This window comes from Flavobacterium sp. GQ95 (assembly GCF_059758655.1).
On record NZ_JCAXEB010000001.1, the window covers coordinates 575,851 to 588,843 of the forward strand.

Consider the following 12,993-nt stretch of genomic DNA (forward strand, 5'->3'; position numbering starts at 1 on the left):
GATTACACAGATTAACACAGATTTAAAAATCCTTTTAATCCCTGTAATCTGTGGCTAATTATTTTATTTAACCACTTCCACCCAGAATCCCTTTGTTCTGGCTAAGAAAGTATTATCATACATCGCCTCGCATTGTAAACCTGGCAAATAATAATTTCCAAGATAAGAAGCATTCAGCAAAATTCTGAAGACTTTTGTTTCTCCTGCTTTCATTCCAAAATAGAAATTAGTTCGGTCATCGCGAATATCAATATAGTCTGCGATGTTGTTTGTTGCGTCTCCATAATCGGTAAAACGGGTATTTACGATTTCAAAACCTGAAGGCAGAATTTGCGATAATGCTACATTTTCTACATGCTCATTTCTTTGATTTCTTATCGTTACTTCAGCAACAAATTCTGTTCCCTGACTAATTTTAGAAACATTAATAACACTTCCTTTTCTGTTTTTGAAAACAATAGACGCCGAAACATCACTCTCAATTGCTTTCTCTTGTCCGATTGGTAATATTCCAGTATTCAAAACACGAACGTAAACCGTATTATTTTTAATGTTTTTCAGCGTTACGCTGTTAGATCCCGTTTGAACAACCAAACTCCTGTCTGCGATTGTTTTTTGCGTGTTTATCGTTTCACCTTTTCCGTTTTTGCTAAACTGAATATTAATTCCTTTGGGACCGTTGCTCACAGCGAATTTAGACATTGCATACAAACAATAAGCCGTGGTCTGCGTACTCATCCATTGGTTATTTGACATTTGTTTTGCCAATTTTGAAGCCATATTAAATGCTTTTTGTTTTTGTCCTAACAGCAACATAGTTTCCAAAGCCATTGCCCTGTTTCTTTCGCTTGAGCCATAATAGTAATAATTATAATTACTCGATTCGTCTTCAATTTTACTATGTAAAAACAAATTCAATCCTGCCGATTTTTGACCTGCCAAAACATATGCCGCAGCTAAGCGCAGCTTACTTTCGTTTGAAATTCCTTTGGTTTCTCTCAATCTGTTCATTGAAGATAAGTCAGCATTTCCGCCTAAAGCCAAAGTGTACAATCTGTATGCCTGAGCCAAATCATTTCCGTATTTCGCTTCAAAACGCCATTGCTTGGCTTCGCGTTGTTGGTACGAAATCCATTTTGATTTGAAATTAATTGGCAAAACGTATCCTTTTTTCTCTGCTTCAATTAAGAAATGTCCTGCGTATGAAGTTCCCCAATCATCTGCTATTGTATTGCCTTGCCAGTACGCCACTCCTCCATTTGACAATTGAAAACTTCCTAATCTTGTAATTCCGGCAGTAATATTCTTTTGAATAATTCCTTTTCGAGTTGCATCTAAATCAACAACATCATTCAAATACAACTGTGGAAAAACAGAAGAAGTGGTTTGCTCCACACAGCCATGAGGATACTGAATAAGATATTGCAATCTTCCATTCAAATTCATGGTTGGCATTGATGAAACTTCTAATCTTGCTTTATTACTTCCTGCCACACCAAAAGTTTTCCATGAAATCGTTTTGGTACTCTTTGGAGGCAGAATAACATCTGTAAAAGTATTCGTAACCGGATTCGGATTTGTCATATCAATTTCGACATCATACACTGATTTCTCTTTTCCAGAAGTGGCAATAACCTGCACTTTTGCAATTCCGGTAGCAGAACCCACAACCAAATTGAAATACGCCATTTTTTCATCAGGTGAAGCAAAAGTTAAGGATTGCGCTGCGCTTCCCATAACTTTTAAACCATTGCTCGTTTTAATCTGAATCGAAACGTTTTTGATAGTATTCTCCGTTGCAAAAACCGTAACCGGAATCGTTACTTTTTCTGAAGGAGAAATTTTTCTCGGCAGTGAAGCCAAAACCATCAACGGACTTTTAACCGGAGTTGCTTTTTCTACACTTCCGTATGCGCTTGTGTTTGCATCGCCCGCAACCACCATGGTTCGAACAGAACCAATATATTTCGGCAGTTTTAATTGATGTGATTTCGTTTGACCCTTTTCTAATTTAAACGGGCCATAATACAATACAACAGGTTTAAAACGATTTGCTTTTTTAGCTTTTCCGCCCCCTAAATCCTGATCTCCACCAATACTGAAAATCTGATTTATTTTCCCGCCATACGCTCCTATTACATCATCATAAATATCCCAGGTTTTAACGCCCAGAGCTTCACGAACATAAAAACTATCCCAGGCATTTGGTGTTTTAAAACGGGTTAAATCCAATAAACCTTCATCAACAACCGCGATTGTGTAAGTCATTTCTTTTCCAGTTTTCTCTCCCACTTTTACCGTAAAGGTTTGCTCTGGTTTTAATACATCCGGCATTGATAATGTTGGCGCTAAAATGGTATTCTTATCCACCACTTCAATCGGAACAATGCCGTACATACGAATTGGCGAATCGTTTTTCGTTGAAGCATGAGGTTGCAATAAGGTAATATTAAAATACACATTTGGAGCCATTGCTGAAGTTATTGGAACCTCAACTTTTGTTTCTCCTTTTTGTGTTTTAGCCCATATGGTCTGTACTACTTTTGATCCATTTTCGATAGAAATTAAAGCGCGTCCGCCTTCACTTGAAGGGAAAGAGATTTGTGCTTTTTCGCCAACCGCATAATTCTTTTTATCTGTAGAAAAAACCAACATATTGGCTGTAGAAGCATCTCTGTTACGTGTTTTTCCAGACCAAATTGGCCAGTCAATATTTACCGTTAAAGCTGTTGCATGACCGTCTGCAGTATCCGAAACACGAATCAAATAACGTCCCCATTCTTCATCGGTTAATGAAAACTGAACACTTCCTTTTCCACTGGAATCGGTATTGATTACAAATGTTTTATATGAAGTTGTTGCGTTCGAAGAATTATAATTGGATAAATTATCACTTGAAGCATCCCACCACCAGCGCCATTCTACCTTATATACTTTTACTTCAAGATTTCTAACCGATTTTGGTCTTCCATTTTCATCAACTGTCATAATATCAAAACGGTTATTGGTTCTGGTTTCCAGCATTCCGTATTTGTTAGGTTCCGGCGCTTTAATTCCGACATAGGTTTTGTATGGCGAATAAGTCGTCGAAATTACATCGGTACTAAAATCTCCGCCTTCTTCATACACTTTTGTGATAAACGAAGCACGAAGCATTCCCGGGGCCTGACCTTGTAATTTTGGCTGAATATTTACTGACGCTTTTCCGTTTTCATTCAATTTTCCTGAGAAAACATTTATTTCTTCTGTGCTGAATTGACGTACTAAATCATCAAAACTAAATTTCTCATATCCTTTGAAAGTGGTTGTTTGCTGAGAAAACTTCGCCTGCATTTCTACATTTAAATTTTTAGCAATGGCACCGTGAAGCCAGGTTACTTCGAGATTATCAGTATTTGGATAAGAAGACGAAAGTGTTTTTCTGGAGAAATTATTTTTGATTTTTAAACGATTGGGTTTGATCGTTTCAATTTTAATGCTTTTGTAAAATTTAGCACCACCAACACTTACCATTGCTTCCCAATTTCCTGTTGGTGCATCCTGGCTTGTTGGAACCGTAAAAGCATAATGATTTAGTTCATTCGTTTTTTGAACGGTCTGATAAACGGTTTTACCATTCGGATCATTCAGTCTAAATTTGATTGGATGTGATTTCGGAAGTTTATTTGATGCGTCATTCAAGATGAAAGACAAATACAGATTATCGCCCGGACGCCACACGCCACGTTCTCCATAAATAAAGCCTTTTAATCCTTTTTGCAAGGTTTCGCCAGCAACATCAAAATTACTGACAGACAACGAAAGTCCGTCATCCAGCTTAACGTAAGTGGATTGATTTCCTAAGGAAACAATAGCGAAATAGGCAAATTTATTCAACTGAAAAGAAGCAATCCCTTCACTGCTTGTAGCTACGGTTGCGATTTTTTGTTGTTGATACGTATACAAATCCACTCTTGCATTCGAAACTGGCTCTGTTGTTACAATATTGTTTACGGCAAATAAATACGATTTATTTTCGCCTCTTTTTGCAATTACACCTAAATCTGTTGCCAGAATATTAGTTGCGATTTTAGCATTATAATAATAAGAGCTGGTACAAGGATCCTGGCTTTCTCTCCATTCGTAATCGTCATAATAGTAATCATCGTAAGAGTTCTCGCTATAGTTTACATCATTTTCATCAACTTCCTCCTCCTCTTCTTCATTTGAATCTGCTTCTGAAGTTTCACATTTGTATAAGGAATATTTCTTTTTATAAACAAATTCTACTCGATAAATTGCTCCCGGTTCCGGCGTGATTATTTTAGACAAATCCAACGCAAAAGTATTCCACTTACCTGGGTTTATCAATTTACTTTCAATTAAATTCAGCGTTGTCTTGGCGACGGGCTGAGCCACTTTCTTGAGATTTTGAGCTCCGTTTAATTCATTGTACTGCAAAAACTGCAGAATATTATTCTTGTAAATTTTATAGACTTTTACATCTACAGCACTCAAATTTACTGCTTCGAAATTCAGTTTTAAATTATTAGAACTTGGTAAAATAGTTCCGTTTTTAATGAATTTGATACTTGGTTTGATTTGATCAAAAGAGATTTTCTCAGTATAATTTGAGTCCATCTTTTTACCGTACTGACTTTCGATTCCCTGAAAAACTTCAATCAATAAATCTCCGGCCAATATTTGTTCAGGTTCGGCTGTGGTTTCTTCTTCCTGAACCACTTCTACAGCATCATCAACAACCGCCGCAGCACTATCAACCACAACTGTTGATGAGTCAACCAATGAAACTGCCGTTTCTTCTACCGGAACAGAAACAGTAACTTCTTTTTGAACGGGCGCTTTTTCATTATTGAAATACACTTTCAGCAAATTCCCCTGAGTTGAAAATTTCAGGTTATTCGTGTTCTGAATTGAAACCAAACCTGCAAAATCCTGTCCTTTTTCTAAAGGCTCAGAAAAGTTAATCAAGACCGATTGATTACTTCCGTCCGGCACCTCAACTTTGACGATTTTAAATTCGTTTATATTTGTAATCGGAACATCGATTTGACCTTTTTGATCAATATCGAAATCACTTCCGTCGTAAATAATCTCCAAATTTGTTGCTTCAGAATAACGCTGAATACTATCAATTATAAAATGGAATTCTTTTCCGGAACCGGAGTTTTTCTCAAATTTAATTTTAAGATTATTCCCTTTTTGTTTGGCTTCAACTAGCTTTTTAGCGGTTTCAATATCAATATTATCTGCTGTTTTAAGAACGCAGTTGAGGTATTGGTATTCTTTGCTGTACGATTGAATATCTGCCGTATTTATGGTAAAATCCTGCTTGATGGTTTTGACGGTAAAATTAAAATCTGAAAGTTCCTTTTCTTTCTCTTTTGGAAGCGTGATGATTTTATCTAAGTTTAAAGTAACCTGATATTCTGTTCCCGGTTTCAGCTTTTTTTCCGGAATAAAAGCAATTGTATTAGGCGAAAGTGCCACGACTTTTCCGTCGACACCTGGAGAAATATCAAACAAATCACTGTCTAAAACCTGGCCGGCTTTCCAATCTTTTTTATCGAATGCCAAAACCACCCTAATATCAGATTCCGACGAGACTATCCCCCCGGTGAAACTGACTATATACTCTTTAAATAATGAAAAATCGGAATTGAAATCGGCTGCTGATTTTCTGCCGCAAGATTGAAAAATAAAAAACACACAAAACACGAGAACTAATCCTTTTGCTTTCACTTTTATTTAGAGTTAATGGGTTACGAATTTTAAAAAATGACAGAACGTTTTAACATTTTACTATTAAAACCATAACTAGCGAAATGCCAATTATATTGTAGTAAATGTAAAGTATTTTCTGTGATTTTTTAAGAGGAAAATTCGGTAAGTGAAATTATTTTTTTGAACTAAATAAGGAAGTGATTATTTCCGTCTTTCCAGAAAAAATCGTTTCATTAAATCGGCTGCTTCATCAGCCATAATTCCAGAAACGACAGTAGTTTTGGGATGTAATTTTGTTCCCATAACCATAAAGCCACGCTGTTCGTCACGGGCACCAAAAACAATTTTCGAAATCTGACTCCAATACAAAGCGCCGGCACACATTTGGCAAGGCTCAAGAGTCACATATAAAGTGCAATCTTTAAGATATTTTCCACCAAGAAAATTCGCCGCAGCCGTTATCGATTGCATTTCGGCATGAGCCGTAACATCGTTCAACAATTCGGTTAAATTATGACTGCTTGCAATTACTTTATTGGCCACTACAATAACGGCTCCAACAGGAATTTCACCCTTATCAAAGGCCATTTCAGCTTCCTGCAAAGCTTTTTTCATAAAGTATTCGTCTGTGAAAGGATTTATCATAGTTGCAAAAATACTGTTTTCGTATTTATTTTTTATTACATTTAAATATTGAAATTTCAAACATGGAAAGAAAATATAAATTAACGATTCCTGAACCTTGTACAGAAAGCTGGGACAAAATGACGCCAAACGAAAATGGTCGTTTTTGTCTAAGTTGTTCAAAGACCGTTGTCGATTTCACTTCGATGTTACCTGATGAAGTACAGCATTTTTTCATCCAAAATCAAAACCAGAATATCTGTGGAAGGTTTAAAAATTCTCAATTAGAAACCATAACGATTCAAATTCCGAATCGTATTCTATACACACAAACACATTATCATAAAATATTCTTACTGGCATTATTTATTGCCATGGGAACAACTTTATTTAGTTGTCAGGATAAAGATGGAAACAGAAAGCAAATTGCTTCTATAGAGGTTGTTAATAATACAGAACAGAATCAAGATGAAAGTGAAGCCCCTTCAGTATGTTATGGACATCAATTCGAATCTAAAAGAGTAAAACATATAGAAGAACCTCCTCACCGCTTCTTTACCACTGGAGTACTAATGATGGAGAGAGAACCTTTAAAGTATGATATTATTTATAATTCAACTGATTTAGATATTTCTCCAGTTCCGGAAAATGGAATGAAAAAATTCCTTGAGTTTTTTAAACAAAACTATGTTATTCCGAAAACTACAGAAGAATTTAAAGGAAGAGGTTTTGTTGTATTTGTCGTTGAAAAAGATGGCACTTTAAGCAATTTCAACATCTTTAAAAATACATCAAAAGAAATTGGAGAAGAAGCAATTAAAGTTTTAAAAACAGCTCCAAATTGGATTCCCGGAAAGCTTAACGGCAAAATCGTCCGTTCTTCTTATATTTTACCAATCACAATTAAATAATGGAAAGAAAATTCAAAATAGCAATTCCGGAACCCTGCAATGAAAATTGGAACGAAATGACTCCTGAAGACAATGGCCGTTTTTGTATGAGCTGTTCTAAAACCGTAATTGATTTCACTTCGATGTTGCCTAATGAAGTACAGCATTTTTTCATCCAAAATCAAAACCAGAATATCTGTGGAAGATTTAAAAATTCTCAATTAGAAACTATCACAATTCAAATTCCGAGTCAGGTTTTATATTCTCAAATTCATTATCATAAAATGTTTTTACTGGCTTTGTTTATTGCAATGGGTACAACTTTGTTCAGTTGTCAGGATAAAAACGGAAACAAGCAAAAAATTGATAAAGTTGAAGTTGTTGAAAAAAAAGCATTAGAAAAAAATATAACTAAAGGAAAAACACTGCGAGGAGAAAACAAAATTCCTCCACCACCGCCTCCAAAAGTTGATCAGGTTAAGTTTGTAAAACCAGTTCCTACAAACTGCAGCGAAACCACTAAAGATAAAAAATCTTCAAAGCAAGTCACAGAAGATGATTCGCAATTTGTTACAGGCGCGGTAATCTCGATAAATGCAGAATTTCCTGGAGGGATTGATCCATTTTATACCTTTTTTGGAAATGAATTTAAAACGCCAGAAAATATAAATACCAAAAATCTCAAAATTAGAATCTCCTTTGCAGTAGAAAAAAACGGGTCTCTGTCCTATATTGAATCAGTACCTGCTGTTGACAAAACAATAGAACAAGAAATTATTAGAGTTTTAAGCTTATCTCCAAAATGGCATCCGGGAGAATCTAATGGAAAAAAAATAAGAATGCAATATTCCTTGCCAATTGTATTGGAATAAGATCTCACTTAAAAAATTAAATTTAAAACCGTAAATTTGCTTTTTACCTTACAATGAAAAGCAATTTACTTTCAAACATATTCAATCCAGCTGATTTACGTCTTTTAAAAGAAGAACAGCTTCCTGAAGTCGCGCAAGAATTACGTCAATTTATTATTGACGTTGTTTCTGTAAAAGAAGGCCATCTAGGCGCTAGTTTAGGTGTTATTGAATTGACAATTGCTTTGCATTATGTTTTTAATACCCCGGAAGATCTATTAGTTTGGGATGTGGGTCATCAGGCCTACGGACATAAAATTCTTACCGAAAGAAGAGAAAATTTCCATACCAACAGACAAATCGGAGGTATTTCTGGTTTTCCAAAAAGAAGCGAGAGCGTTTACGACACTTTTGGAGTTGGACATTCTTCCACTTCAATTTCTGCCGCTTTGGGAATGGCGATTGCATCACAATTAAAAGGCGATTTTGATAAACAACATATTGCAGTTATCGGCGACGCTTCAATTGCAAGCGGAATGGCGTTTGAAGGTTTAAATCATGCCGGAGTTACCGATGCTAACTTACTGGTTATTCTGAATGACAATGCTATCGGAATTGATCCTAGTGTTGGTGCTCTTAAAAAATATCTTACTGCCGTAAAAGAAGGAAAAAATCCGAAGAAAAATAATATGATCAAGTCTCTGAATTTTGATTATTCAGGTCCAATTGACGGTCATGATCTTCCTAATTTAATTAAAGAATTAAATCGATTAAAAAACATAAAAGGTCCTAAATTCCTTCATATTGTAACCACAAAAGGAAAAGGTTTACAGCAGGCTGAAGAAAATCAGGTAAAATATCATGCACCTGGAAAATTTGATGCTTCAACAGGAGAACTTCTTTTAAAATCAGAAGAAAATTTACCTCCAAAATATCAGGATGTTTTTGGCCTAACCATTTTAGATTTGGCCAAAAAGAATGAAAAAATCATCGGAATTACACCAGCAATGCCATCTGGTAGCTCTCTAAAGTTTATGATGGATGAAATTCCCAAACGCGCTTTTGATGTTGGAATTGCAGAACAACATGCCGTAACCCTTGCCGCAGGAATGGCAACTCAGGGTATGATTGTGTATTGCAATATCTATTCGACTTTTTTACAGCGCGCTTACGATCAGGTTATTCACGATGTGGCTTTACAAAATCTTCCTGTTATTTTTTGTTTAGACCGTGCCGGTTTGGTTGGCGAAGACGGTGCTACGCATCATGGCGTTTTTGACATCGCTTATTTAAGAGCAATTCCGAATATGATTATCTATGCGCCTATCAACGAAACTGCACTTCAAAATGTTTTATATACCGCTCAATTAGGCTTAAATCATCCTATCGCCATTCGATATCCGCGCGGGCGAGGCGTTTTACCAAAGTGGGAAGTAGAAAATTTCGGACATTATGAGAAAATTAAAATTGGCGAAGCAAACTGCCTAAAAAACGGCACAAAAATTGCTGTTTTATCAACGGGAAGCATAGGTAACAATGTTATTAAAGCACTAAATGAATGTTCAAATTCTGACGAGATTGCGCATTATGACTTTCCTTTTATTAAACCACTAGACAACAATATTTTACACTCTATTTTTTCTAATTCCAAGAGTATAATTACTATCGAAGAAGCTACAATAAATGGAGGATTTGGAAGTGCTGTTTTAGAGTTTGCTGCGGCAAATAATTACAAAAATGATATTCAAATTTTGGGTATTCCTGACGTATTTATTGAGCATGGAACCGTAAATCAATTACAACAATTGTGTAAAATTGACGTTAAAAGTTTGGTAAATCTTTTTTCAACCGATTCAAAATAATTATTTTGCACAACCAAAATATTAAAATCAACCTAATGAAATTATTGCGTTCTACCTTTTTGTTGCTGTTGCTTTTGTGTACTTCAAATAACTTTGCTCAAATTATCCAAACTACTTTAGACCCTAATCAGTTACCAAAACTGCCTTCTAACTGGACTAAAAAAAATCAAGTCGGTTTTGATATTTCAGAAATTGCTTTTGTGAACTGGAGTGCCGGGGGAACAAGTTCTATTTCAGGTTTATTTAAAGGTGAATTTGGGAGAACTTATGCCAAGGGAAATCATAAATGGGTAAACGAACTTATTGTAAAATATGGTTTAAACAAACAAGACGGTACTGAGTTAAGAAAAACAGACGATGCACTTTTGGTCAATTCTACTTACGGATTTAGAAAAGATACCATATCAAATTGGTATTATTCAGCTAAATTTAATTTCAATACACAATTTTCGAACGGTTACAATTATCCAAACAGAGATATCGCAATTTCGAAACCTTTTGCACCAGCTTATATCTTTTTAGGAGCCGGAGCTGAAAATTCAAACAAAAAGAAAAACAGAACATTTTATTTCTCACCAATCACTTTAAAGACAACGTTGGTACTAGACGATTATTTAGCTAATCAGGGATCTTTTGGTGTTAGAAAAGCAGTTTACGTACCAGATCCGCTTGATCCTACAGTTCAAATATTAGTTGAAGAAGGACAAAAAGTAAAAGCCGAATTTGGTATTTTGTTTACTGCCTATATGAAAAGTGAGGTTTTTAAAAATATATTTTACGAAAACAGGTTAAGCCTTTATACTGACTATTTAAACAAATTCGGAAACGTTGATGTCGATTATGATACCCGTTTAGATCTTGTCGTAAATGCTTATGTAAAAGCAAATATTGGTATACATTTAGTATATGACGATGATATCAAAACTAAAAAGGATGTTGTTGACCCAACTACCGGAACAACAACTCAGGTAAATGATGGGCCAAGAGCGCAGTTAAGACAAGTTTTAGGTGTTGGCTTGGTTTATGCCTTTCAATAATTAAAATCTTATTTCTCAATATTCATAGAATAAAAAATCCCCCATAAAAAATCATGTTTTTATGGGGATTTTTATTTTAATTAAATCTGATAAATTCTATTTAATTGTTTTTTCTTCCATTAATTGTTTCGAATAATTCTAACGCATTTCCATCCGTTAAAAGCGAAACATAATGACAAATATGAAGCAGGCGTTCGTATAAATTACCTTTGTCTAAATGATGTTTTTCAGGCAACATTTTCAAAATCAATTTGTCGTAGTTTGAAGCAGTCCCATCATATTTATTATTAAAAGCTGTTATGAATTTATCCAGCAAAGTTTGAATAATTTGATAACCCACAATTTCTTTCTCAATTACTTCGCGGCTTTGATAGATTTTTTCAACACTTAAGTTGATAATATCATTCATTTGTGCTTTGTACTTGCTTTTATCGGTTAAAGCATATGGAAATTCACCAGCCAGAATTGCTTCTTCATTTTCAATAAAAACATCAACAGCATCATTAATTAATGCACCAATTGCCAAAGCACGCAAATAACTGATTCGGTCTTCTTTGGTTTCTAATAATTTATATTTGGCAACTCCAATATTATCTTTTACCAATTTTATAAGATATTCCAACGCATAATCTTCAGAAACCAATCCTAGATTTATTCCGTCTTCAAAATCGATAATGGTGTAGCAAATATCATCTGCAGCTTCCACCAAATAAGCTAAAGGATGTCTTTCGAAACCAATATCTCCATCAGATTTATTGGCGATCATTCCCATATCATTGGCAACTTCTTCAAAGAATGATTTATCTGTCTGAAAGAAGCCGTATTTTTTATCTGCAATATTGTTGGTTGGTTTCTTAGGAAGACTTTCTTTCGGATATTTCATAAAAGCACCTAAGGTTGCATATGAAATTCTTAACCCACCTTCAATTCCCGGACGACTTGCCGTAAGAACCGAAAATCCATTGGCATTTCCTTCAAAATCTATTAGATCCTGCCATTGTTTTGCAGTCAGTTTATCTTTGTACTTCAATCCTTTTCCTATTGAAAAATATTCACCAATTGCTTTCTCGCCTGAATGTCCAAAAGGAGGATTTCCAATATCGTGTGCCAACGAAGCTGCTGCCACAATCGCTCCAAAATCATTCATATGATACCCATGAATTTCTTTTAAGTAAGGATATTTTTCAAGAATTTTTTTTCCAACCAAACGTCCTAAAGAACGTCCAACAACCGAAACCTCTAAGCTATGTGTCAATCTCGTATGCACAAAATCTGTCTTTGAAAGCGGAATAACCTGAGTTTTATCCTGCAAAGATCGAAATGCCGCCGAAAAAATAATTCGGTCGTAATCAACTTCAAAACCTAATCGCGTGTCATCTTGTTCTACACGTAATCTTTTGGTTGTATCGCCTTGGCGCTTTAGTGATAAAAGTTGTTCCCAGTTCATTTTTCTATTTTAGATTTCAGATTGTTGTCCCGAAGCCTCGGGATAGATTTTATAATGATCAAAAATACATTTTATTTTAGGATTTTAAAGTCATTAAAACTCCAATGCCGTACTATGCTTAATTTCTCCCATTACAAAAATACTATTCGTATTCCCGATGTTTTCAATAGTTGATAATTTATTCATTACAAAATCCTGATAGCTAGCCATATCCTTGACTAAAATTTTCAGCATGAAATCATAATCGCCGGCAATATTATAACACTCTATAATTTCAGGAAGTGCTACAATATCTCTCACAAAATTGCTTCCTACATTTTTTGCGTGCTCTTTTAAACGCACATTACAAAATACAGTCATGCCCCGGTTCATTTTATTCTTATCGAGCAGAGCAACATATTTCGTAATATATCCATCCCGTTCTAATCTTTTTATACGCTCATAAACTGGTGTTACAGTAAGAAATAATTTACTGGCAAGGTCTTTTGTGTTGATATTTGAGTTTTCCTGAAGGTGTTTCAGGATGAGTAAATCGGTTTTATCGAGATTTTCCATAGT

The 12,993-nt window shown here is 35.0% G+C and carries 8 protein-coding genes; 4 read left to right on the forward strand and 4 right to left on the reverse strand.

Annotation, left to right across the window (positions count from 1 at the left end):
• Positions 1-63 precede the first annotated feature (63 nt).
• Positions 64-5,742, reverse strand: a complete 5,679-nt coding sequence (locus AC6CH4_RS02500; RefSeq protein WP_498099868.1) for an alpha-2-macroglobulin family protein — start codon at positions 5,740-5,742, stop codon at positions 64-66.
• Positions 5,743-5,925: 183 nt separating this feature from the next.
• Positions 5,926-6,369 carry a nucleoside deaminase gene (locus AC6CH4_RS02505; RefSeq protein ID WP_498099870.1) on the reverse strand — a complete coding sequence of 148 codons (444 nt, stop codon included), beginning with the start codon at positions 6,367-6,369 and terminating at the stop codon, positions 5,926-5,928.
• A 62-nt stretch (positions 6,370-6,431) separates the two neighbouring features.
• On the opposite strand from AC6CH4_RS02505, the gene AC6CH4_RS02510 reads away from it, so the two are divergent.
• From AC6CH4_RS02510 to AC6CH4_RS02525, 4 genes are read left to right on the forward strand one after another with little or no spacing between them, the layout of a single operon-like run.
• Positions 6,432-7,259, forward strand: coding sequence for an energy transducer TonB (locus AC6CH4_RS02510; protein ID WP_498099872.1), 828 nt, complete (start codon positions 6,432-6,434; stop codon positions 7,257-7,259).
• Positions 7,259-8,110: a hypothetical protein gene (locus AC6CH4_RS02515; RefSeq protein ID WP_498099874.1), complete on the forward strand. Its 852-nt coding sequence runs from the start codon at positions 7,259-7,261 to the stop codon at positions 8,108-8,110. Before AC6CH4_RS02510 ends, AC6CH4_RS02515 begins: the two co-directional genes overlap by 1 nt.
• A gap of 53 nt (positions 8,111-8,163) precedes the next feature.
• The gene (locus AC6CH4_RS02520; protein ID WP_498099876.1) at positions 8,164-9,951 is read left to right on the forward strand and encodes a 1-deoxy-D-xylulose-5-phosphate synthase; all 1,788 of its coding nucleotides are present in this window, start codon (positions 8,164-8,166) and stop codon (positions 9,949-9,951) included.
• Positions 9,952-9,986: 35 nt separating this feature from the next.
• Entirely contained in the window at positions 9,987-10,988 is a 1,002-nt protein-coding gene (locus tag AC6CH4_RS02525; protein WP_498099878.1) for a DUF3078 domain-containing protein, read from the forward strand.
• A 100-nt stretch (positions 10,989-11,088) separates the two neighbouring features.
• Here AC6CH4_RS02525 and AC6CH4_RS02530 read toward each other — a convergent pair whose 3' ends face one another.
• Together AC6CH4_RS02530 and AC6CH4_RS02535 are read right to left on the reverse strand one after the other, a co-directional pair.
• Positions 11,089-12,435, reverse strand: a complete 1,347-nt coding sequence (locus tag AC6CH4_RS02530; RefSeq protein WP_498099880.1) for a deoxyguanosinetriphosphate triphosphohydrolase — start codon at positions 12,433-12,435, stop codon at positions 11,089-11,091.
• A gap of 93 nt (positions 12,436-12,528) precedes the next feature.
• On the reverse strand, positions 12,529-12,990 hold the full coding sequence (locus AC6CH4_RS02535; RefSeq protein WP_498099882.1) for an Lrp/AsnC family transcriptional regulator: 462 nt from the start codon (positions 12,988-12,990) through the stop codon (positions 12,529-12,531).
• Positions 12,991-12,993 lie beyond the last annotated feature (3 nt).